Source organism: Heliomicrobium modesticaldum Ice1 (genome assembly GCF_000019165.1).
GTDB classification, from domain to species: domain Bacteria; phylum Bacillota; class Desulfitobacteriia; order Heliobacteriales; family Heliobacteriaceae; genus Heliomicrobium; species Heliomicrobium modesticaldum.
The window spans coordinates 2,995,241-3,016,679 of record NC_010337.2 but is presented as its reverse complement, the minus strand read 5'-3'; the positions used below and the strand labels follow the sequence as shown (position 1 = coordinate 3,016,679).

General features: G+C 59.2%; 22 protein-coding genes and 1 pseudogene. 15 read left to right on the top strand and 8 right to left on the bottom strand.

Going from position 1 to position 21,439, the window contains the following annotated elements; genetic code table 11:
* Window positions 1–161: 161 nt before the first annotated feature.
* The 7 genes from feoB to HM1_RS13930 all read right to left on the bottom strand — a co-directional run bounded on the left by feoB (window position 162) and on the right by HM1_RS13930 (window position 4,606).
* A complete protein-coding gene (gene feoB, locus HM1_RS13955) occupies window positions 162–2,042 on the bottom strand; it encodes a ferrous iron transport protein B (protein ID WP_012284049.1) in 1,881 nt (626 codons plus the stop codon).
* A gap of 23 nt (window positions 2,043–2,065) precedes the next feature.
* Window positions 2,066–2,287: a FeoA family protein gene (locus HM1_RS13950; protein WP_012284048.1), complete on the bottom strand. Its 222-nt coding sequence runs from the start codon at window positions 2,285–2,287 to the stop codon at window positions 2,066–2,068.
* Window positions 2,284–2,529: a FeoA family protein gene (locus tag HM1_RS13945; RefSeq protein WP_012284047.1), complete on the bottom strand. Its 246-nt coding sequence runs from the start codon at window positions 2,527–2,529 to the stop codon at window positions 2,284–2,286. The genes HM1_RS13950 and HM1_RS13945 overlap by 4 nt, the downstream gene beginning before the upstream one ends.
* Window positions 2,513–3,517 (bottom strand): methyl-accepting chemotaxis protein, encoded by a 1,005-nt coding sequence (locus HM1_RS13940; protein WP_049754195.1) that lies wholly within the window; start codon window positions 3,515–3,517, stop codon window positions 2,513–2,515. The genes HM1_RS13945 and HM1_RS13940 overlap by 17 nt, the downstream gene beginning before the upstream one ends.
* 336 nt (window positions 3,518–3,853) lie before the next feature.
* A complete protein-coding gene (locus HM1_RS14935) occupies window positions 3,854–4,006 on the bottom strand; it encodes a YvrJ family protein (protein ID WP_012284045.1) in 153 nt (50 codons plus the stop codon).
* Between the two features lie 74 nt (window positions 4,007–4,080).
* Complete coding sequence (locus HM1_RS13935) at window positions 4,081–4,305, bottom strand: DUF2922 domain-containing protein (RefSeq protein ID WP_012284044.1); 225 nt, start codon at window positions 4,303–4,305, stop codon at window positions 4,081–4,083.
* Between the two features lie 76 nt (window positions 4,306–4,381).
* Window positions 4,382–4,606 carry a DUF1659 domain-containing protein gene (locus tag HM1_RS13930; protein ID WP_012284043.1) on the bottom strand — a complete coding sequence of 75 codons (225 nt, stop codon included), beginning with the start codon at window positions 4,604–4,606 and terminating at the stop codon, window positions 4,382–4,384.
* A 298-nt stretch (window positions 4,607–4,904) separates the two neighbouring features.
* Between HM1_RS13930 and HM1_RS13925 the strand changes: the two genes are divergently transcribed.
* From HM1_RS13925 to HM1_RS13915, 3 genes are all read left to right on the top strand, one after another.
* Window positions 4,905–6,908 carry a hypothetical protein gene (locus tag HM1_RS13925; RefSeq protein WP_012284042.1) on the top strand — a complete coding sequence of 668 codons (2,004 nt, stop codon included), beginning with the start codon at window positions 4,905–4,907 and terminating at the stop codon, window positions 6,906–6,908.
* A 156-nt stretch (window positions 6,909–7,064) separates the two neighbouring features.
* Window positions 7,065–8,399 (top strand): TrpB-like pyridoxal phosphate-dependent enzyme, encoded by a 1,335-nt coding sequence (locus HM1_RS13920; RefSeq protein WP_041315671.1) that lies wholly within the window; start codon window positions 7,065–7,067, stop codon window positions 8,397–8,399.
* Window positions 8,400–8,676: 277 nt separating this feature from the next.
* Window positions 8,677–10,194 carry a LysM peptidoglycan-binding domain-containing protein gene (locus tag HM1_RS13915; protein WP_012284040.1) on the top strand — a complete coding sequence of 506 codons (1,518 nt, stop codon included), beginning with the start codon at window positions 8,677–8,679 and terminating at the stop codon, window positions 10,192–10,194.
* Between the two features lie 112 nt (window positions 10,195–10,306).
* Here HM1_RS13915 and tatA read toward each other — a convergent pair whose 3' ends face one another.
* Entirely contained in the window at window positions 10,307–10,531 is a 225-nt protein-coding gene (gene tatA, locus HM1_RS13910; protein WP_012284039.1) for a twin-arginine translocase TatA/TatE family subunit, read from the bottom strand.
* 261 nt (window positions 10,532–10,792) lie between these two features.
* Between tatA and HM1_RS13905 the strand changes: the two are divergent.
* The 12 genes and pseudogenes from HM1_RS13905 (at window position 10,793) to hisIE (ending at window position 21,331) form a co-directional block, all read left to right on the top strand.
* Window positions 10,793–11,361 (top strand): annotated as a pseudogene (locus HM1_RS13905) (IS607 family transposase).
* Window positions 11,351–12,451: an RNA-guided endonuclease InsQ/TnpB family protein gene (locus HM1_RS13900; protein WP_012284037.1), complete on the top strand. Its 1,101-nt coding sequence runs from the start codon at window positions 11,351–11,353 to the stop codon at window positions 12,449–12,451. The pseudogene HM1_RS13905 and the gene HM1_RS13900 overlap by 11 nt, the downstream one beginning before the upstream one ends.
* A 143-nt stretch (window positions 12,452–12,594) precedes the next feature.
* Window positions 12,595–12,915 (top strand): YerC/YecD family TrpR-related protein, encoded by a 321-nt coding sequence (locus HM1_RS13895; RefSeq protein ID WP_012284036.1) that lies wholly within the window; start codon window positions 12,595–12,597, stop codon window positions 12,913–12,915.
* A gap of 89 nt (window positions 12,916–13,004) precedes the next feature.
* Window positions 13,005–14,444, top strand: a complete 1,440-nt coding sequence (gene hisZ / locus HM1_RS13890; protein ID WP_012284035.1) for an ATP phosphoribosyltransferase regulatory subunit — start codon at window positions 13,005–13,007, stop codon at window positions 14,442–14,444.
* Window positions 14,441–15,100, top strand: coding sequence for an ATP phosphoribosyltransferase (gene hisG / locus HM1_RS13885; protein WP_012284034.1), 660 nt, complete (start codon window positions 14,441–14,443; stop codon window positions 15,098–15,100). Before hisZ ends, hisG begins: the two co-directional genes overlap by 4 nt.
* Window position 15,101: 1 nt before the next feature.
* Window positions 15,102–16,382, top strand: a complete 1,281-nt coding sequence (hisD, locus tag HM1_RS13880; RefSeq protein WP_012284033.1) for a histidinol dehydrogenase — start codon at window positions 15,102–15,104, stop codon at window positions 16,380–16,382.
* Window positions 16,383–16,519: 137 nt separating this feature from the next.
* Window positions 16,520–17,776 (top strand): histidinol-phosphate transaminase, encoded by a 1,257-nt coding sequence (gene hisC, locus HM1_RS13875; RefSeq protein WP_012284031.1) that lies wholly within the window; start codon window positions 16,520–16,522, stop codon window positions 17,774–17,776.
* 10 nt (window positions 17,777–17,786) lie between these two features.
* Window positions 17,787–18,374: an imidazoleglycerol-phosphate dehydratase HisB gene (gene hisB, locus HM1_RS13870; protein ID WP_012284030.1), complete on the top strand. Its 588-nt coding sequence runs from the start codon at window positions 17,787–17,789 to the stop codon at window positions 18,372–18,374.
* A 167-nt stretch (window positions 18,375–18,541) separates the two neighbouring features.
* Entirely contained in the window at window positions 18,542–19,156 is a 615-nt protein-coding gene (hisH, locus tag HM1_RS13865; protein WP_012284029.1) for an imidazole glycerol phosphate synthase subunit HisH, read from the top strand.
* Window positions 19,150–19,887, top strand: a complete 738-nt coding sequence (gene hisA / locus HM1_RS13860; RefSeq protein ID WP_012284028.1) for a 1-(5-phosphoribosyl)-5-[(5-phosphoribosylamino)methylideneamino]imidazole-4-carboxamide isomerase — start codon at window positions 19,150–19,152, stop codon at window positions 19,885–19,887. The genes hisH and hisA overlap by 7 nt, the downstream gene beginning before the upstream one ends.
* The gene (hisF, locus tag HM1_RS13855; protein ID WP_012284027.1) at window positions 19,881–20,666 is read left to right on the top strand and encodes an imidazole glycerol phosphate synthase subunit HisF; all 786 of its coding nucleotides are present in this window, start codon (window positions 19,881–19,883) and stop codon (window positions 20,664–20,666) included. Before hisA ends, hisF begins: the two co-directional genes overlap by 7 nt.
* Window positions 20,654–21,331: a bifunctional phosphoribosyl-AMP cyclohydrolase/phosphoribosyl-ATP diphosphatase HisIE gene (gene hisIE / locus HM1_RS13850; RefSeq protein ID WP_012284026.1), complete on the top strand. Its 678-nt coding sequence runs from the start codon at window positions 20,654–20,656 to the stop codon at window positions 21,329–21,331. The genes hisF and hisIE overlap by 13 nt, the downstream gene beginning before the upstream one ends.
* Window positions 21,332–21,439: the final 108 nt, after the last annotated feature.

The window sequence follows — 21,439 nt, the reverse complement described above, 5'->3', positions numbered from 1 at the left end:
GTTCCCTCCTAACGCTTCAGACAGAGCCCAGCCAGTCTGGCCAAGCCCGGCAAGTTTTCTACGATCCTCAGCATGCTTTTACAAGAAGGATCATTTCTGCAAGAGCCTTAGCACAAATTCTGCCAGATTCCGGCATGCATCTGCCACGTCCCAGTTTGCGCTCACCCCTCAAACCCTAGCAACCGTCCAACCTGGTACACCACCAGCGACATCAGCCAGGCCAATGCGAAGGGGTAAAGGGCGCCCAGCAAGGTCCATTTCCACGATCCGAGCTCTTTTTTCAGGGTGGCCAGGGCGGCCATGCAGGGCGTGTAGATGAGGGTGAAGACCATGAAGGCGTAGGCGGAGAGGGCGGTAAAGTGGACTTGGGCGATGGGCAGCATCTGGGCGGCCGCATCGACGGCCTCTTCGGACAGCTCGCCGATGCCGTAGACGATACCGAGGGTGGAGATGACAGCCTCTTTGGCCAGGATCCCTGTGAGGATGGCTACGCCAGATTCCCAGGAGGCGAAACCGTGGAAGGTGAAGAGGGGGGCGATGATGCTGCCGATAGCGGCGAGGAAGCTGTCTTGGATCTCGGCGGGACCTTCCAGGTTGAAATTGCTGAGGAGCCAGATCACCACGGACATGCTGAAGATGATCGTGTCGGCTTTGATTAAGAAGCCCTTGCCCTTTTCCCAAGTCTGGGTCAATACCGTCTGCCAGGAGGGCAAACGGTAGGGGGGCAGCTCCATGACGAAAGGCTCAGATTCGCCCTTCAAGAGGGTCTTCTTGAAGAGGATCCCCATCAAGATGGCTAGCGCGATGCCGAGCACGTAGAGGGAGAAGACGACGAGGCTTTCCTTTTCGGCGAAAAAGAGGGCGGTGAAGAGGGCGTAGACGGGCAAACGGGCGCTGCAGGACATCAACGGCGCGATCAGCGCGGCGATGCGGCGATCCCGCTCCGAATCGAGGACGCGGGCGCCCATGATGGCCGGGACGGAGCAGCCGAAGCCGATCAGCATGGGCAGGAAGGCTTTGCCGGAGAGGCCGATCTTGCGCATGGCCTGGTCCATGATGAAGGCGACGCGGGCCATGTAACCGGAGCCGTCGAGGATGCTGATGAACAAAAAGAGCGTGAAGATGATGGGGGCGAAGACGACGACACCGCCTACGCCTGCGATGATCCCGTCGACGATGAGCGACTGCATCCATTCGGCGACGCCGAGGGAGACGAGGGATTCCGACGCCCACTCGGTGAAAGGTCCGCTGATCCAGCCATCGAGCAGATCGGCCAGCGGTTGACCGACCCAGGTAAAGGTCACCTCGAACATGAGGTACATTAGGGTCAGGAAGATGGGGATGCCGAGAACGCGGTGGGTCAGAATGTTGTCCAGTCTGTCGCTGAAGGACGCCTCCAAAGGTCCCTCCGTCCGCGCCGATCGCGCCAGCACATCGGAAATGAAGGCGTAGCGGGCTTCGATCAAGGCGTCCTCGTCTTCAGCCGCCCGCAGGGAATCGGCCTGGGCCAGGTACTCGGTCAGCAAGGGATCCTGCTGCGCCTTAGATTGGTAGGCGGCTGGGTCGAAGCGCTCCACCAAATCTCGGAGGCCTTCTTTGCGCGTCGCCACGGTGGGCGCCACAGGGACGCCGAGACAGCGGCTCAGGGCATCTGTGTCAATCTGAACGCCTTTCTGCTTGGCTTCGTCGACCATGTTCAAGGCGATCAGCAGGGGCGTCCCGGCTTCGATCAGTTGTACCGTCAGGTAGAGGTTTCGTTCCAAATTGGAGGCGTCGACCACATTGACGACGACGTCCGGTTTTTCCCGGTTGAGATAATCGGCAACGATGCGTTCTTCCAGGGAATAGGCGCTGATGCTGTATGTACCGGGCAGATCGACGATGGTGAAGGTTTTATCCGCTTTTTTCAACCGGCCGACGGCCTTTTCCACGGTAACGCCGGGCCAGTTGCCGATGTGCTGGTGGGCGCCCGTGAGGGCGTTAAAGAGGGTCGTTTTGCCGGTGTTCGGGTTGCCGGCGAGGGCGACGGTGATGGCAGACATGACGTTGCATCCCTCCTATATCCTCATAGGACCATGATTTGTTCGGCTTCGGACTTGCGAAAAGAGAGGTTATACCCTTTGATTTGTACCTCAATAGGATCGCCCAGGGGGGCTACTTTGACGACGCCGATGGTGGCGCCTTTTAAGACCCCCATGGCCATCAGACGGCCTTTGGCGGTTCCGGTGACCAACACCTTATCGACGACGGCGGATTGGCCCGGTTTGACATCTTTGAGGGTTTTCACCTGCCGACCTCCCTTTCGCAACAATGGATCACCTTGATATTCTCTGCCAGGCTTTTTCCCAGCATGACCTTGCTGCCCCGGACCTCTACCACCATCGGTCCCCCGCTGGTCTGGCAAACGGCGACTATCGTTCCGGGAAGGAAGCCCATCTCTTCCAGATGACGCTTCGTTTTCCGACAACCTTCGACCTGATGAATGATCACCTGCCGTCCCCGGTTGACCATGCTAAGCGGAGAGCGCATTCTGTTCATCCTCCTTGATCGGAAAGGGGCAGTGCAGGCAGCGTGATTGGACTTCCAGCAGTTTTTGTAAGAGCGTCTCCATCAATTGCGCCTGGAGTTGTGAAGCCGTAATCGCTTGGCCTGTTGTCTGGGAGCAGCGGGCGATCACCTCGGCTACCTCCTGGGCGATCTGACGCACGGCGTCGATCCCCAGATCGAGCGCCTGCACGCTTTCGTAGGAACGGGCCAGCCCGCTGGCAGAGCCGGTGATCTGTCCGATGATGGATTGCAAGGTCTGTTGCACCTGGCGCACCGAATGCAGCCCGTCCCGGATGCCTTTTGTCCCTTCCGTCATGACCTGAGCGGCTTGCAGAGAATTTTGTTGGATCTGGCGCAGCGCCGCCGACACCTGTTGGACCGTTTCACGGCTCTTGGTAGCCAGCCTTCCCACTTCCTCGGCCACTACGGAAAAACCCCGTCCGGCCTCACCGGCCCGGGCCGCTTCGATGGTGGCGTTCAAGGCTAGCAGTTTCGTCTGACCGGCGATGGTGTGGATGGCCGACAACATCCCGTCCAGTTGACGGGCGTGCGCCTGGAGTTGGGCGTTGAGTTGCGCGGCCTGTTCCACCCGGCTGTGGATGCCTGTCAACTCCTGGCTGGCGTTACGGAGGACATCGGCGCCGTTGACGGCGAGCCTTTTTGCTTGTTCGAGGGAACGCTGGGCCTCACCGACCTCGGCAAGGGCCTTTTGCACATGGCGGTTTAATTCTTCCACCATGCCTTGACTGCACAAGGCCGTTTCGTTCGCCTCGACTACCTGGCATTGCATCTCCTCCCCTGCAGCGATCAAGTCGCTGCCGCAGCGCATCGCTTCCTGAACCTGCGCCGTCAACCGTTCTATCTCTCTATTCAGCCATGCGGGGGGTCGATCCCGGTAGATTGTCACCGGCGGGGGCGCTTCCGATTGCGGCCTTTCGCTCCGGACAAACCAGCCCTGTAAAAAGCCCATGCCTATCGCTCTCCTTTATCCGAAGCCGCGGTGCGGAACGGTAGTGTTATCACTGAGAGTAATTTAACAGAGAATGAAAATCATTGTCAATTAGAGTGTCGGCCATTCTCCGGCCTTTATTACCAGTTCTCTCGTCCAGGCAAGGGCGCAGGCTGAATTTGTGTAAATGAAAAACGTTTTCATTTAGCCGTCAGCAGACCCTGGTTGGCAAAAAATAGGATGGCAACACATGAACAAACGAAAGGGAGAGCTGCTCAATAAGCTCTCCCTTTCGTCTGTTCAGAAGGGTGGCTGATCCGGGAGCAGTTCTATCGGGCTGCCACATTTGCCGGCACGTTAGAGCTGCTCTTTGAGGATTTCCACCAATTTGGTCAACTCGCTGATGGCGCCGGTGAGCGCTTCCAATCTCCCCTCCATGCGAACCAAGAGGTAGGCGGCCAGGGCCACAGGAAAACCCACGTTGGCGACGGATTGGAGAACGGTGTCCACATGTGCACCTCCCTTATGTCAAGGCGTTCCCGGTGAGTGCCGAGGGCGATGCTTAAAGGTCGGGATGGGACAGATTAGGGGTTCCAGAGGTCGGTCACGCTGGACGACACCAGTCGGACATCTTTTTTGTTGACCAGGTCGCCGCCGGTGGTGGTGAAGACGTTCGAGGCAATGATCGTGTCCATGGCCGCCGCCACCTGGGCGGGGGTGAGATCTGCTTTGGGATCTTTGACTCGTAGAACCACTTCCCGCCCCATTTGGTTGGTGAAGACCAGTTCCAGCATCTCTTTTGTAGCCACGTTGCATCACCTCCTTTGCTTGTCTTTTATGGCCTGCTTGAAGCAACCATGAGACTGTTGCGCGCGGGCAAGGGGATTAGGCTTCGATCAGTTGGTTCGTGTCGACGCGGGCGATCCGGCTGACGGGGATGCTCATCAGGCCGGACAGCGCTTCAGCGGCGGCGTAGACGTTGTCATCGGTCGCCGACGGTTTCAGGCCTTTGAAGTCCCGGTTTTGGAACAGGGGCTCTCCTTTGGCGTTTGTTCCCGTCTGGGCGATGAGGCGCAGGCTGGCGCTGATGGGGCTTTTGCTGACTGCCATTGTGGATCACCTCCTTTCGAACATTTGTTCGCGTCACGGTTACAGCTTACCAGCCCGGTGAGAAATGGACAAACTTGGAGAAAGGCCAGGAGAAGGAAAGAGTACGAACATATGTTCGGTTTTCGCTGTTTTTCTCTCTCGATTAAAAGATTCCATATTTCGGGATTCGAGTTTCTTCGATCGTCTTGGCTGGAATGAGTTAGCTGATAGTCGTCCGGCAGGGAAAGAGGGGCTCGGCGTGGAAAAAGGGAGGAGGATGCACTGAAGATCAAACCGGCAGAAAGGTGAGCGAAAACAGGTGAAACGCTTTACGGTCCGCGCCTTTTTTGACGGCATGAACCGCATCCTGGAAAAAGAAGCCAAAGAGGCGCTGGCCGCGATCGAATTCCGTGTCAAAGCGGAACTGCTGCCGGAGCGAATGCCCATCGGCCAGGCATGCCTTTGGTCGGTCCTCGACGAGGAGGGCCGGACCATGTACTGGATGGTGCCGGAGCATCTGGCTATTCGTTTTCAGCCGGGCATGGTCGTCGCCGCTGTCGGTCATCCCGTCGTCTGGTCTTCGACCAAGCGAGGCAAACGGCTGGAATGGCTGCAGGTGAAGAACCTGGAAGGGCTCTCTTCAGGGGAGACGCCGCGTCACCTACAGGCGAAGCGCCTGGCTGCTGAGGGGCTGCTGGGTCGCCGTCCCCGGCGGGAGTGGCCTGTCGACGCCGCGCGCGGGTCGGTGCGCCTTCACCTGGTGATCGGGAATAAGGATACCGCTTTGCCGGGCTTGCGCCATCAACTGCGCAAAGGGCGCCGTTTTCAGTTGCAGGTGCATGCGGCTGACATGAATAAGGCCGATGAGGTGGCCTTGGCCGTCACGGAGGCGGCGCAGGCCGGCGGACAGTTTCTCCTCCTCGTCCAGCAGGAAGCCGACAATTTCTTGATCTTTGATGATCCGGCGGTCTTGCGGGCGCTGTCTCAAAATCGCCTCTATACCATCCTTGTCCAACCGGACTGCAAAGTGAAGCCTTTCGGCTACTGGTGGGTTGACGAGTGGCTCGACAATCCCCATCTGGCCGTGCAGCGCATCGTCAGCCGCTGCTGGTCCGTCTGGAAAGGACCTCGCGAGAAGGAACGTTTGAAACAGGCCCTTTTGGACCAGACCCAGAAAGACCGCTCCCGCTTCGCCTCCGAATTGAGCCGGCTGCGCCGGGAGAACAGCCAATTGGCGGCCCAGTTGGCTAACCTCAGCCCGCAGCGGATCGAGGAACTGGAAAAGCGCCTCAGCCGGACGGAGGGTGAACTGAAGCGTTCCGAGGAGCGCCGTCGCGTCGTCCTCGCGCAGTTGTACGACCTGGAACAAGAACGGGATGATTTGAAACGCAAGCTGGCCCTGTCAGAGGGCGGGGGCATCGTCGCAGTAGCGCCTGCCGATCTGTCCGCCGAAGTGGAGAAGGCCCGCCGCCAGGAAGAGTACCGCCGCATGCTCGTCGAAGACGAGCGGGACCGCCTGGAGGCGGAAAACAAGCGGTTGCTGGCGCGCCTGGAAGAGACGGCGCCTCTTGTTGTGGAGGAACTGCGCCAGAAGGCTGCCGCTTTGGAGATGGAACTGAGCCGATCGGAGGAGCGGCGTGAGCAGTTGTCCGAGCTTCTCTTCCTTTTGGAGCAAGAGAACCGCGAGTTGAAGGGGCGGTTGGGCTTTCGGGAGGAACTGGAGACTCCGCCGGAAGGGCGTTCCTGGTCCCCGGAGGAGGAACTGCTCATCGGCAAGGCGCGCCTTTACGAGGAGATCCACGACCTGCTGATCAAGGAGGAGCTGGAACGCCTCCAGCGAGAGGTGAAGCGGCTCCGCGATCTCATGGAATCCTGTTCGCCGGCCTTGCTCACGTCACTGCGAGACGAATTGGAGATCACCCGCGCCCAGTTGGCGCATTCGGAAGCCTTGCGGGAGGAACTGCAAAAGGGACAAGAGAAGATGCGCCGGGAGTTGCGGCGGATGCGCGACGAGCGAATGGGGATTGGCGGCGCGCGAATAGGCGAAGAGAGCGCAGCTGCCTTGAAGCTATCGGAGAAGACTTTCCCTAGCGACGAAGCCGAATTCGTGGCGGCGTTGACGGCCTCGTCTGAAAGGGAGACGAAAGGTAAAACCGGTGAAACGGCGCAACGCAATCGAGAGCAAGCGGCACAGGCGCCGGGGACGCAGGGGAGAAGGACCCCGGATCCTGTGACGCAGGAACAGGAAGAACAGACCGATGACCTGTTGGGCAAAGCCGTGGAGTTTTTCCGTCACGGATTCCGGCTGGGACGGAAGCGGTAACAGGAAGAAAAGATTCGGAAAAAGGTGCTTGCCGCCCCCTCTCCCCAATCGGTACAATGGACCCATGGTCGATGGCACCAGCGCCTCAGATCAAAGGAAGCGATGTTTCATAAGAGGAGAGGAGAGACGAGCGTGAGCGAACCGATTCGCAAAATCATGCTGGACGAGAAATCCATCCCCACTGCCTGGTACAACGTACAGGCTGACATGCCGAACCCGGCCGAGCCGGCCCTCCATCCCGGCACCTTGCAGCCCCTGGGACCGGCCGATTTGACGCCCCTTTTCCCGATGGAATTGATCAAGCAGGAGGTCAGCACCGAACGCTGGGTTGAGATCCCCGAAGAGGTGCGGGAACTGTACAAGCAGTGGCGGCCTACGCCCGTCTACCGCGCCACGGGATTGGAAAAGCTCCTCGACACGCCGGCAAAGATTTACTATAAATACGAGGGAACCAGTCCAGCCGGCAGCCACAAACTGAACACGGCCCTCCCGCAGGCCTACTATAACAAGGCGGCCGGCATCAAACGGCTGGCCACGGAAACGGGCGCCGGCCAGTGGGGAAGCGCTTTGTCGCTGGCCTGCACCTTCTTCGGCCTGGAATGTGTCGTCTACATGGTGAAGGTCTCCTACAACCAGAAGCCCTACCGCAAAGCCTTCATGCAGGTCTACGGCGCCGAAGTCATCCCGTCGCCGTCGATGCGCACCGCCTCCGGCCGCCAGGTCCTTGAGTTGAACCCTGATTCGCCCGGCAGCCTGGGCATCGCCATCTCCGAAGCCGTCGAGGACGCCGTCTCCCGGGAGGACACCAATTACGCCCTCGGCAGCGTTTTGAACCATGTCATCCTGCACCAGACGGTCATCGGCCTGGAGGCGAAAGCCCAATTGGCCATGGTCGACGAATACCCTGATGTGGTCCTTGGCTGCTGCGGCGGCGGAAGCAACTTCGCCGGCATCGCCTTCCCCTTCTTGGCCGACCGCTTCCAGGGCAAGAAGGTGCGTCTCGTTGCCGTCGAACCCGACGCCTGCCCGACGCTGACCAAGGGCGTTTACGCCTACGACTACGGCGACCTGGCCAAGTTGACGCCGGTGGCCAAGATGTACACCCTCGGCCACGACTTCATCCCCCCTGGCTTCCATTCCGGAGGTCTCCGCTACCATGGCGACTCGCCGCTCGTCAGCCAACTCTACCACGAAGGCTTCTTGGAAGCCCAAGCCTATGGACAGAGGACCATCTTCGAAGCCGCCCTTGCGTTCGCCCGCAGCGAAGGGATCATCCCGGCGCCCGAATCGGCTCACGCCATCGCCGGCGCCATCGCCGAGGCGAAAGCAGCCAAAGAGGCCGGCGAAGCCCGCACCATTCTCTTCTGCCTCTCCGGCCACGGCATCTTTGATCTGGGCGCTTACGAGGCCTACCTCTCCGGCGGGCTCAAGGACGTGCCCTACTCGGAAGAGGCACTGGCGAAGAGTTTGAACAACCTACCGAAGGTGTAAGCTCGGCCTCAACGGTGCTGGGACCGTGACCAAATCGATCACCGAATCGATGCAGAGCAATCCGGAAGCGCCTTTGGAACTAAAATAAATATGGAAATAAAAGGAGAACGGGGAGATACCCCCGTTCTCTTTGTTTTTCCTCCGAATGACTATGATACAAGTTTTATACATACTGTCGTTCCATGCCGTTGCGCTGGGTTCAGCCTTGATGATCAGAAAATTAGCTGAATCATCGAGAATCACTTAAAAAATTCATGGAAAAGGTGGTTGTTTTTGCGTGGCAGCAAGGCAAGGCATCAGCAAATGGTTGCTCATCGGCGGACTCTCGCTCGGGGCGCTTCTGAATGGAAGCCTTCTGTCTCCGGCCCAGGCGGCTGTTCCCCAGGTCTACGTAGACAACACGCTTCTTACGGCCAATGTGGCCCCTGTGCTCCAGCAAGGCGTCCTGCAGGTTCCGGCAAAGGAGCTGGCGAGCGCCCTTGGCGGCAGCTTTATCTTTGACGCCAACACGAACCAGGGAACCGTCAAGGTGGGCGATAATGAAGCAGTGTTTTTGCTGAACTCACCGACGGTCACTTTTAACGGCAAGCATATCAACGCCCCGGCCCCGATGGTCATGACCGGCAACCGCTTCATGGTCCCTGCTGACTTCCTCTGTAATACCTTGGGACTCGTCAGCGTCGCGAAGGGAGACCTGCTTCAGGTATACAAGCCCGTAAACGGCCGGATCACCTACAAGGTCATGAGTGGTGATAGCCTCTGGCGGCTCTCCCAAAAGTTCGGCACGACCATTTCCTCCATCCAAAGCCTCAACGGCTTAACCTTCGATGTCCTCTACGTGGGGCAGAACCTGACGATCCTGCCTCAACTTCCACCGGCGGTGACCGTCACGGCCACCATGTCCAGCTCCGGCACCTTTTTCAGCAGCCCCAGTTTTAGCGCCTCTGCCATCGGCTACCTCCAGCCCGGTACGACGGTCACCATTCTCGGTAAGTCGGGCGACTGGTTTAAGGCACAATCCCCTCTCGGGGTCGGCTATCTCTACCGCTCTGTCCTTCGGGTGAATCAGAACATCACCCCCGTCCCAGCGCCGGCCAACATTTTCGCTGCGAAAATCCCTGTCGACACCTCTAGAGATACGGTGACCTACCAGTCCTACACCGTTGTCAGCGGTGATACGGTCTGGTCGATTGCAGAACGACAGGGGATCCTGAAGGACGAGCTCTGCGCTGTCAACGGCCTGGGCGACGGTTCCCAAATCAAAGTCGGTCAGGTGCTGAAGATCCCTGTCCATCACGTGGCCGCGCAGCCGATCCTGGGACCCCAGTTCGGCGAGGTGCTTGATTGGCTCAGCCAGGGGCAGTACCTATTCAGTACCGGCAAGGTGGGCAAGCTCGTAGATTTGTCGACCGGACGAAGCTTCATGATCCAGCGCACCATGGGGGCCAACCACGCCGATGTGGAAACGCTGACCGCCGCCGATACACAAGTCATGAAAGAGATCTTCGGTGGCTTTACCTGGAACCGCCGGCCCTTCATCCTCCACGTAGAGGGCCGCAAAATCGCCGCCTCCGTCTCTGGCATGCCCCACGCCGGTGTGGACAGCGCCCCTTATCTGGCCAACGTGTCCTGGCGCAGCGGCAATTATGGCGCCGGTCCCAACTATGACCGGATCAAAGGCAACGGGATGGATGGTCACTTCGATCTGTACACCCTCAACGGCAGCGGTCACTCGGAACCGACAGTCAGCGCGCCTCATCAGGTGGGCGTGCTGATGGCGGGCGGGTTGGAGTAGCGACAAGCTGCAAGGACACGCAACGAAGCAGAACAAATAACGAAGCAGAAGAAAAGGGCGGCTGGTCTGATCCAGCCGCCCTTTTGGGTGCGCCCGACGTGGGCATTTTTGATCAGGTCGTCCCCTCCTGCTTTTCGCTATCGACGACCCGGGCGTCGACCGGCTTGGCTTTGTCACCGGGCCTCTTCTCCGGGGTAACCTCCTCTTTGAATTCGCGGATGCTCTGACCGAGTCCCTTGCCGATCTCGGGAAGCCGCTTTGCGCCGAAGAGGAGCAACACAATAGCCAAAACCACCAGCCATTGCCAGATGCTAGTGAACATTCCGAAGGTGTACACGCCGAATGCCTCCTGCCCAGGCTTCTGTTCTAGCCCTGTTGATGCTTTTTCAAATAATTTCTTTCAGTATACCAGAAGGGGGAGGTTGTCTCAAGTTTGCTGTCGCAGCAGTGTCGAAAAAGGCAGAACTGGTTCAGCATAAAAAAGGAAAAGCGCGTCGATAACAAGAATTAGTCTACATAACAAAACCAAAGAGAGCAGGGGCTAAAAGCTGTCCATTAAAATATAGAAAAATATTTAATTATGTGATATAATATTTTTATGAAGCTTAGTGAATGGGCAAAGAAAAACGGGATTACCTATCGAACCGCCTGGCAATGGCTCAAGGTTGGAAAGTTGCCTGTGCCGGCAGTACAAATGCCGACAGGGACGATTCTTGTTCAAGAGGGAGGGAAACCCGAAGGGAAAGTGGCCTTGTATGCAAGAGTATCCAGCGCAGACCAGAAAAGCGACCTGGACAGGCAGGTTTCACGCCTTTTGACTTATGCCAATGAACAGGGATGGGATGTGGGAAGGGCGGTTACGGAGATCGGTTCCGGATTAAATGGCCGCCGTCCTAAGCTTATGAAACTATTGGCCGACCCAAAGGTTAAGGTGATTGTGGTGGGCATCGGGATCGCTTGATGCGGTTTGGCTTTGAATATGTGGAGTCGGCTTTGGTCGCCCAGGGACGGCGGATAGTGGTCGTAGATCAATCGGAGCTAAAGGACGACTTGGTTCAAGATATGATCGAAGTGCTGACTTCTTTTTGCGCTCGGTTATATGGACGAAGATCGGCGGCCAATAAAGCGAAAAAAGCGATGGAAGCGATGATGCAGGGTGAAGATTAACCGGGCTTATCGGTATGAGTTAAAGCCCAACGTCGCCCAACGAATTCTGTTGGCCCAACACGCCGGAACGGCCCGATTTGCCTACAATTGGGGCCTAGCCCGGCGAATAACTCTGTATGAAGCGGAAAAGAAATCGACAAACGCCATAGCCCAGCACCGGGAGCTAAACCAGCTCAAGCAGACGGAGTTTCCCTGGATGTACGAAGTCTCAAAATGCGCTCCGCAGGAGGCTTTGCGGGACTTGGATAAGGCATTCAAGAACTTCTTCCGTGGTCTGAAACTTGGGCAAAAGGTTGGCTTTCCAAGATTCAAGAAGAAGGGCCAAGATGATTCTTTCCGGTTGACGGGAGCCATCAAAGTCAATGGAAAGGCGGTTCAATTGCCTCGGTTGGGCGTGATTCGGCTGAAGGAAGAACCATGGATCAGAGGGAGGATTCTTTCGGCTACGGTGAGCCGGGAGGCTGACCGTTGGTTTGTCAGCTTGGCTTGCGAGGTGGAGATTCCCGATCCTGCACCTGTCTTAGGGCCTATTGTCGGCATTGACGTTGGCCTGAATCATTTTGCAGTCTTATCGGACGGAACGAAGGTTGAGGCTCCAAAGCCTTTGGACAAATTCCTAAAGCGGTTAAGGCGGTTGTCCAAAAAGCACAGCCGAAAACAGAAAGGCTCCACCAATAGAAAGAAAAGCGCCTTGGCTTTGGCCCGTTTGCATCGGCGAATTCGCAACATCCGGCAGGACTTTTTGCATAAGCTCACCACGAATCTGGCGAAAACCAAGTCGGAAATCGTGATGGAGGATCTGAATGTCCGTGGGATGATGCGAAATGGCTCTTTGGCCCGGCACATAGCCGATGTTGGCTGGGGAGAGTTTCGGCGGCAGTTGGGATACAAAACCGCATGGTACGGGTCGAAGTTGACTTTGGTCCATCGGTTTTATCCAAGCAGCAAGACTTGCTCCGCCTGTGGTTATGTCCGGGAAGAATTGCCCCTTTCGGTTCGGGAATGGGATTGCCCAAGCTGTGGCGTCCACCATGACCGGGATCATAATGCGGCTAAAAATTTGAAGAATTACGCCAAAGGCATTGCTTGATAACGAGTACCGGAAGTTCTCCGGGAATTAACGCCTGTGGAGATTCCTCTGGCGGGGACGGGCAACCGTCTAGTCATGGGTCGATGATGCAGGAATTTCAACATAGGAATATTTTTCTATGGAGAAAGGAACGGTGTACTGCTTTGACGATATCGAAACTGAAGGATCCGGCCTTGGACAGGCTCTTCGAGGCTATCCTCCTGCTGGGCGACGTGGATGAGTGCTACCGTTTTTTTGAAGATATCTGCACCGTCGCCGAACTGAAGGCGCTGGCCCAACGGCTGGATGTGGCGAAGATGTTGGAACAGGATGCGACCTATACCCATATCGCCGAAAAGACCGGCGCTAGCCCGGCTACCATCTCCCGGGTCAAGCGCTGCCTCATCTACGGCGCCGACGGATACCGCCTGATCCTCCAACGGTTGCGCGAGAAAAAAAGCGTTGACACCCCCCAGACCCCGTGATAAGCTAACTATGTCACTTTTACTTCAATAAGGTGAAGCGATAAAGTAATTAAGTGATAGAGCAGCGGAGAAAAGGGGATGGCGATACGATGGCCAAAGAGGGAAACCTGCTGCAGATCCCGCCGGGGATGCGGGACCTGCTGCCCGGCAATGCCCGGGAAAAACGCTTATTGGAAAACGAATGGGTGAAATTGTTCTCCTCTTGGGGCTACCAGGAGGTGGCTACACCGACAGTGGAGTACCTGGACACGTTGGCCCTCGACACGGGGGAGGAGATCCGGGATCGGCTTTTCCAGTTTTTTGACCGCCAGGGCCGCATCCTGGCCTTGCGTCCCGAGATGACGACGCCCATCGCCCGGTTGGTGGCGACGCGGTTGCGGCAGTGTCCCTTTCCGCAACGCCTCTTTTATGTCGCCAATGTCTTTCGCTATGAAGAGCCCCAGGCGGGCCGGCAGCGGGAGATCTCCCAGGCCGGCGTTGAGCTGATCGGCGCGCCGGGACCCCTGGCCGACGCTGAGGTGATCGCCATGGCCGTCGAGGCCTTGCGTGCCTCCGGACTGGAGGATTTTCAGATCTCCCTTGGCCAGATCGAGGTCTTCAACGGCGTCATGGAAGAGTTGCCCCTTGACGCCGCTACGAAAGCCCGTGTGCGGGCGCTGGTGGCGAAGAAGGACTTTGTCAGCCTGGAAGAGCTGCTGGCCACGTCAGGCCTTGACAAGGCACAGTCCGACCTGCTCTTGACGCTCCCCACGCTGCATGGCGGGCGGGAGGTGCTCATCCAGGCGCTGCCGCTGGCCGTCAACGACCGCGCCCGCCGCGGCTTGGAGAACCTGCGGACCGTCTACGAGGGCCTGCGGGCCTTCGGCGTTGAGGACTATGTGGCTATCGACCTGGGCGTCCTGCGCGGCTTTGATTACTACACCGGCGTCGTCTTTGAAAGCTACACGGTCGGTCTTGGCTTTCCCATCTGCGGCGGCGGCCGTTATGACAGCCTGCTTGGCCAGTTCGGCTTTGACACCCCTGCAACCGGTTTTGCCCTCGGGATCGATCGGGTGCTCCTGGCGCTGTCCCGCTCCCGCGAACCGAAACCGGCGCCGGCGTCAGACGTCGTTATCGGCGGCGGCAACCCCTGCAAGATCATGGCCGAGGCCGTGCGGATGCGCAAGAACGGCCTCAGCGTCGAGATCGACCTGATGAACCGGAGCGAGGCGGAACTGGAACAGTACGCCGCCGCCCGGGCGATCGCCCAGTGGTTTTACTACCCTGCGGGGCAGGACGGCGATTCAGAAGGGGAGCGTTCGGACCTGGAGAAGGGACCGATCCTCTCTGAAATCGGAAACCTGATGGGCTCGCCGTCGGACGCTGCGCCGGTTCCGGTTGCAGAAGGCACGTCGGGGCCGGATGCAGAAGGCGCGCCGCTGCCGGCTACGGAAGGCGCGTCGGCGCTTGATGCGGGGGCTGTTTCGAAGCCCGATGCGGCTTTGGCGGGTCCGCCCAACCAGGAACAACAGGGGGGATTGGGACGATGAAGGATATGCTCACGGTGGCGTTGCCGAAAGGGAAGCTCTTTGACGACGCCGTTGAACTGCTCCGGGAGGCCGGTCTGAACACGAAAGGACTGTCCGAAAACAGCCGCAAGCTGGTCATCCACCAGGAAAAAGACCGGGTCAAGTACATCATCTGCCGCCCCACCGACATTCCCACCTTTGTCGAGTATGGCGCCGCCGACTTCGGCATCGTCGGCAAGGATACCATCGTCGAACAGGATAAGGACATCATGGAGCTGGTCGACCTCCGCTTCGGCTTCTGCCGCTTCGTCGTGGCCCTTCCCGATGCGGCCGCCAAGGGGCGCGACCTGACCCAGTTCAACTACCGCCGCGTCGCCACCAAGTTTCCCAAAGTCGCCGAAAGCTTTTTCGCTGAAAAAGGGATGCAGGTGGAGATCATCAAGCTCCACGGCAACATCGAACTGGCGCCTGCTGTCGGTCTCGCTGATATGATCGTCGACATCGTCTCGACGGGGCGGACTTTAAAGGAAAATAACCTGACGGCAGTGGAGGAGATCTTTACGGCCACGGCCCGTCTGGTCGCCAACCGGGTGTCCTATCGCTTGAAACATAAGCGCATCCAGCCCTTCGTCGAGCGGGTGCGCAGCCTCGTGAAAGACAAAGAGGTGACCTATTAAGATGGTGCGTCGCATCAGCTATCCGTCGGCCGAGGCCGACGCCTACCTACAGAAAAAGAGCTTTGACGATGTTGCCGTTGCCGAGCGGGTCGCCGAGGTCATCGCCAACGTCCGTAACCAGGGTACGGCAGCCCTCTTCGCGTACACGAAGCGCTTCGACGGCGCCGATGTGGACGAGTCGAACTTCCGTGTCAGCGAAGCCGAGATCGATGCCGCTTACAGCCAGGTCGATCCAAGCGTGCTGGCGGCCCTGCGCCGCGCCTGCGAGAACATCCGCCGCTTCCACGAAAAACAACTTCGGCCCTCCTGGATCGAACCGGAAGCCGACGGGACGATGCTGGGCCAGTTGATCCGCCCCTTGGAGCGGGTCGGCGTCTACGTCCCCGGCGGACTCGCCTCTTACCCATCGTCGGTGCTGATGAACGCCGTGCCGGCCAAAGTGGCCGGCGTGCCTCAGGTGGTCATGGCGACGCCGCCCGGCAAGGATGGGTCGATCAACCCTTACTCGCTGGTGGCGGCGAAAGAGGCCGGCGTCGACGAGGTGTACCGCATGGGCGGCGCCCAGGCTGTCGCCGCCATGGCCTTCGGCGTCGGCTTGAAGGCTGTCGACAAGATCACCGGCCCCGGCAACATCTATGTGACCCTGGCGAAGAAACAGGTCTACGGGACCGTGGACATCGATATGCTCGCCGGCCCCTCAGAGGTCCTCGTCATCGCCGACGAGAGCGCAGCGCCGGCCTATGTAGCTGCCGACTTCCTCTCCCAGGCCGAGCATGACGTCCGGGCGGCGACCGTCCTCGTCACCCCGTCGGCTGCCTTGGCCGATGCCGTCGAGGCGGAGATCGCGCGCCAACTGGCGACCCTGCCGCGCCGAGAGATCATGGAGCAGGCCCTGCGCGACAACGGCGCCATCTTCATCGTCAAGGACCTGGAAGAGGCTTGCCAGGTCTCGAACCGCTTCGCGCCGGAGCACCTGGAGGTGCTGACGGAGGCGCCCTTCGCCCTTTTGGGCAAGCTGACCCAGGCCGGCGCCATCTTCCTCGGCCCTTACTCGCCGGAGCCGGTGGGCGACTACTTCGCCGGCCCCAACCACGTCCTGCCCACGGGCGGCACTGCCCGTTTCTACTCACCCCTCAATGTGGACACCTTCCAGAAAAAGACGAGCCTTATCGCCTACTCGAAGGTGCGCTTCGATCGTGACGCGAAGGATATCATCGCTTTGGCGAAGGCGGAGGGGCTCGACGCCCATGCCAATGCCGTGGCGGTGCGGCTGGAGAAGTAATCGAATCAGCTAAACCGGACGAAAAAAAGCCGCCTCCGACAAAATAAAACTGCTTGGAGCAACTGGAAAAGAACGATAAACCTGGCTGGAAATAAGAATCCATCTGCTGTAAAAGAGATAAGAAAGGACGTCCGCCAATGAACGATCCATTGCGCTGGGTGCGGCAAGACATCCGCCACATCGTGCCCTACCAGGCCAAGGTCTATCCGGAAGGGGTCAAGGTGGACGCCAACGAAAACCCCTTCCCTTGGCCGGCCTCTTATGTGGAAAAGCTGCAAAAAGACCTGGCCGCCTACCCCTTTTCCCGCTACCCTGACGGGGAGGCTAAAGACCTGCGCCAAGCCTTGAGCGCCTACACAGGGCGCGACCCCGCCGAGATCCTTATCAGCAACGGCTCCGACGAGGCCATCCAGCTCATCCTGCTGACCTTCGGCGGCCCCGGCCTGGCGACGGTCATCTCCAACCCCACCTTTGTCATGTACGCCATGGCCACCCGCTATATGGGCGGCCAGGTGATCGATGTGCCGTTGCTCGAAGAGGCCGGTACCTTCCGCCTCGATGTGGAAGGCCTGCTCTCCGCCGCCAGCCGGGAGGAGTCGCGGGTGATCATCATCTGCAACCCCAACAACCCGACGGGTAACAGCTTCGCCGAAGAAGATATCGTGGCAGTCCTGCGCGGCACCGACAAGATCGTCATCGTCGACGAGGCCTACTACGAGTTTTATGGAAAATCGATGGTCGGGCGGATCGGCGAGTTCCCGAACCTGATCGTCATGCGCACCTTTTCTAAGGCTTTTGCCCTGGCCGGCCTGCGCGTCGGCTACACGATGGCCTCCCGGGCGATCATCAACGAGATCCACAAGGTCCGCCAGCCCTTCAACGTGAACGCCTTCTCCCAGCGATCGGCCGCCATCGCCTTGGAAGAAAGGGCGGCCTTCGAGAATCAGGTGAAAACCATTCTGGCCGAGCGGGAGACCTTGCTCCCGCAGCTGAAGCGCTTCGACTGGGACGTCTTTCCCACCGACGCCAACTATGTCTTCTTACGCCTGCGCGGCGAATCGCCGGCAGCTCGTGCCGCCTTGGCGGCGTCGATCCACAAGGCGCTGATGGACCGGGGCGTGCTGATCCGCAAGCTTGGCGGCGGGCCGAGCCTCGACGGCACCTTGCGCATCACCGTGGGACAGCCGGAGGAGAACCGGCGCTTGATCGTCGCGTTGGAGAAGATGAGCGAGGCGGCGGAGGGGTCGGCAGTTGGGTCGCAAGCTGTATCGGGAGGGTTAGCTGCTTCCGTAGCATCATTGCCGGCATTGGCGGCTTCCGCAGTATCATCGGAGTCAGCGGGGTCTGCTGCGTCCTTAGGGTCCGCAACTCCGGTTCGCAGATGGAGGGTTTGAGATGACGGCGATGAGAGGCGCATCCTATGTCCGCAATACAGCCGAGACGCGGATCTCTATCGACCTTTTTCTTGACGGAAAAGGGGTTTATGACGGGACGACGGGCATCGGCTTTCTCGACCATATGTTCACGTTGCTGGCCCGCCACGGCCAGCTGGACCTGACCATCGGCTGTCAGGGCGACCTGGAGGTGGACACCCACCACACGGTAGAGGATCTGGGGATCTGCCTAGGCAACGCATTGGCGCAGGCTTTGGGCGACAAAAAAGGCATCTGCCGCTACGGCCATGCCTATGTCCCGATGGACGAGACGCTGGTCCGCGTCTGCCTGGATCTGAGCGGCCGCCCTTTTCTCGTCTACAAGGTTAAGATTCCCGTGGAGCGGGTCGGCCAACTGGAGACGGAGATGGTGGAAGAGTTTTTCCGGGCCCTCTCCAACAGGGCGGGCATGAACCTGCACATCCACCTGCTTGAAGGCGGCAACGGTCACCACATCATCGAAGCCATCTTTAAGGCTTTTGGCCGCGCTTTGCGTCAGGCCGTCGCCATCGACCCGGATAATGCCGGACGTGTGCTGTCGACGAAGGGCGTTTTATAGAAGGGTATCTTTAATCGAAGCGTTTTATCTTTGGCAAACATAGTGACCAGCCAAACTGACCAATCAATAGCGACCAAACCATAATGAACGAGCAATATTACCAAACCATCATAGACCAAGCTCTAGCAAAACAAAACATCATACCGCAGAAAAGGGGGGCGAAGGGCATGATCGCCATCATCGACTATGGCATGGGAAACCTGCGGAGCGTCCAAAAGGGGCTGGAGAAGGCCGGCTACGCCGGTTTCGTCACCAGCGATCCTGAGGCGGTGCGCAGCGCCCCCGGTGTCATCCTGCCCGGTGTCGGCGCTTTTGCCGACGCCATGGAGAACCTGCGCCGATCGGGCATGATCGCGCCCATCATGGAAACTGTCGCCGCCGGCAAGCCCTTCTTGGGCATCTGTCTCGGCTTTCAATTGATGTTCGAAGCCAGCGAAGAGGGCGGCTATTTTGAAGGCCTCGGCATCTTCCCCGGCATGGTGCGTCGCCTGCCGTCGGGCCTCAAAGTGCCTCACATGGGCTGGAACGAGCTGACACTGCGCCGCGAAAGCGCTATCCTCGCCGGGATCCCCTCGGGGGCCGCATACTACTTCGTCCATTCCTATTACGTCGATCCGGCCGAGCCGGACCTGGTGATCGCCACTGTCGACTACGGCTTCGACTTCTGCGCCGTCGCCGGCCGGGGTAACGTCTCCGGCGCCCAGTTCCACCCGGAAAAATCGAGCGACCTGGGACTGCGCATCCTTCAAAACTTCGGAAAGCAGGTGGAAGGCTCATGCTGATTTTTCCGGCCATCGACTTAAAAGGCGGCCGTTGCGTCCGCCTCTACCAAGGGCGGATGGAGGACGCCATCGTCTACAACGACGACCCCGTCAGTCAAGCCCTCGCCTGGCAGGCCAAGGGCGCCCAGATGATCCACCTCGTCGACCTGGACGGCGCTTTTGAAGGGGAGCCGAAAAACCTCCCCGTCATCCAAGCCATCCTGGAGGCGGTGACCGTGGCCGTCCAACTCGGCGGCGGCATCCGCGATTTGAACATCATCGACCGTTACCTGCGCATGGGTGTCTCCCGGGTCATCATCGGGACGGCGGCCATCAAAAACCCGGAACTGCTCTCAGTCGCCTGCAAAGAGTATGGCCAGCGCATCGTCCTCGGCCTTGACGCCCGCGACGGCAAGGTGGCCACCGACGGCTGGGCCGGTACCTCTCAGGTGACGGCGTTGGAACTGGCCCTGGAGATGAAAGGGCGGGGATTGCGCCGCGTCGTCTATACAGACATCTCCAAGGACGGCACCTTGGCCGGTCCGAACCTGGCGGCGACAGCCGAACTGGCCCGCGCCACCGGTTTGAAGGTCATCGCCTCAGGCGGCTTCGCCACCATCGACGATGTGAAGGCGGCCGCCGCTTTAGAAGGAGACGGCATCGAAGGCGCTATCCTCGGCAAATCGATCTACACGGGCGCCATCGATGTGGCGGAGGCCATCCGTGTCGCCAGGGAGGGAAGACCATGCTAGCCAAACGGATCATCCCCTGCCTCGATGTCCACGGCGGACGCGTCGTCAAGGGGACCAACTTCGTCAACCTGCGCGACGCCGGCGATCCGGTCGAACTGGCCGCCGTCTATGACAAGGAAGGCGCCGACGAGGTGGTCTTTCTAGACATCACCGCCTCTTCCGACGGCCGGGCGATCATGCTCGATGTGGTCCGCCGCACCGCCGAGGAGGTCTTCATCCCCTTCACCGTCGGCGGCGGCCTCCGCTCCGTCGAAGACATCAGGGAGATGCTCAAGGCCGGCGCCGACAAGATCTCCTTGAACACCTCGGCCGTCCAGACGCCGAAGCTGATCAGCGACGGCGCTTGGAAGTTCGGTTCCCAGTGCATCGTCGTCGCCATCGACGCCCGCCGCCGCCGCGACGCCGAAGGCAACCCGGTCGAGGGCTGGGAGGTCTACACCCATGGCGGCCGCAAGCCTACCGGCATCGACGTGCTCGAATGGGCGCGCCGCGTCGAGGAACTGGGCGCCGGCGAGATCCTGCTCACCAGCATGGACAAGGACGGCACCAAAGACGGCTATGACATCCCCTTGACGCGGGCCGTCAGCGAAGCCGTCACCATCCCGGTCATCGCCTCCGGCGGCGTAGGGAATTTGGATCACATTGTGGAGGGGCTGACGGTGGGCAAGGCCGACGCCGCCCTGGCCGCCTCGATCTTCCACTACAGGGAATACACTATCGGCGAGACGAAGGAGTACTTGCGGGAGAGGGGAGTGCATGTGCGGCAATGGCGAGATTAAACGTTGCCCCTTCCTTTATCGATGAACTGAAGTTTGATGCCCACGGCCTGATCCCGGCCGTCATCCAGGACGCCGCGTCCGGCCGCGTCCTGATGGTGGCTTATATGAACCGGGAGTCCATCGCAAAGACCCTGGAGACGGGCCAGACCCATTTTTATAGCCGCAGCCGCAAGGAATTGTGGCACAAAGGGGCCACCTCGGGCCACTTCCAGCAGGTGACCGCCGTCGAGTACGACTGTGACCGCGACTGCCTGCTCTGGCAGGTCGAGCAGGTCGGGGCGGCCTGCCATGAAGGGTCTTTCTCCTGCTTTCGGGGGATTGGGGAGGTGGCGGGAAAAGGGGCTGTCGACAGCGCCGAAAGCGTTGCCGGAGCAGGCGGCAGCAGGATCGGCGCAATCCTCGAAGACTTGGCTGCCGTCATCGCCTCCCGCCAAAAGGAGATGCCCGAAGGTTCCTATACGACTTATCTCTTCACCAAGGGGCAGGACAAGATCCTGAAGAAGGTTGGGGAAGAGGCGGCTGAGGTGATCATCGCCTCAAAGAACAATGAACGGGGCGAGATTGTCTATGAGGCGTCGGATCTGATCTATCACCTGTTGGTGCTGTTGCGATATCATGAGATTGAGTTGGATCAGATTGCAGAGGAATTGAAGCGCCGGAGATAGTGAGACAATCTAAAATTAAAAAACGGCCTGCACTTTATCATTCTCCTGGTTTTTCAGAACGACGCGGGATCACATCTAGCGTCGTTTTTTACGTATGCTTTCGCCGAG

Coding starts and splice junctions, on each gene's coding strand:
- hisG (WP_012284034.1), top strand. CDS start 14,441: ATGAAGGATATGCTCACGGTGGCGTTGCCGAAAGGGAAGCTCTTTGAC.
- hisIE (WP_012284026.1), top strand. CDS start 20,654: ATGGCGAGATTAAACGTTGCCCCTTCCTTTATCGATGAACTGAAGTTT.
- hisD (WP_012284033.1), top strand. CDS start 15,102: ATGGTGCGTCGCATCAGCTATCCGTCGGCCGAGGCCGACGCCTACCTA.
- HM1_RS13920 (WP_041315671.1), top strand. CDS start 7,065: ATGCTGGACGAGAAATCCATCCCCACTGCCTGGTACAACGTACAGGCT.
- hisB (WP_012284030.1), top strand. CDS start 17,787: ATGAGAGGCGCATCCTATGTCCGCAATACAGCCGAGACGCGGATCTCT.
- hisF (WP_012284027.1), top strand. CDS start 19,881: ATGCTAGCCAAACGGATCATCCCCTGCCTCGATGTCCACGGCGGACGC.
- hisH (WP_012284029.1), top strand. CDS start 18,542: ATGATCGCCATCATCGACTATGGCATGGGAAACCTGCGGAGCGTCCAA.
- HM1_RS13940 (WP_049754195.1), bottom strand. CDS start 3,517: ATGGGCTTTTTACAGGGCTGGTTTGTCCGGAGCGAAAGGCCGCAATCG.
- hisC (WP_012284031.1), top strand. CDS start 16,520: ATGAACGATCCATTGCGCTGGGTGCGGCAAGACATCCGCCACATCGTG.
- HM1_RS13945 (WP_012284047.1), bottom strand. CDS start 2,529: ATGCGCTCTCCGCTTAGCATGGTCAACCGGGGACGGCAGGTGATCATT.
- hisA (WP_012284028.1), top strand. CDS start 19,150: ATGCTGATTTTTCCGGCCATCGACTTAAAAGGCGGCCGTTGCGTCCGC.
- HM1_RS13930 (WP_012284043.1), bottom strand. CDS start 4,606: ATGGCAGTCAGCAAAAGCCCCATCAGCGCCAGCCTGCGCCTCATCGCC.
- feoB (WP_012284049.1), bottom strand. CDS start 2,042: ATGTCTGCCATCACCGTCGCCCTCGCCGGCAACCCGAACACCGGCAAA.
- hisZ (WP_012284035.1), top strand. CDS start 13,005: ATGGCCAAAGAGGGAAACCTGCTGCAGATCCCGCCGGGGATGCGGGAC.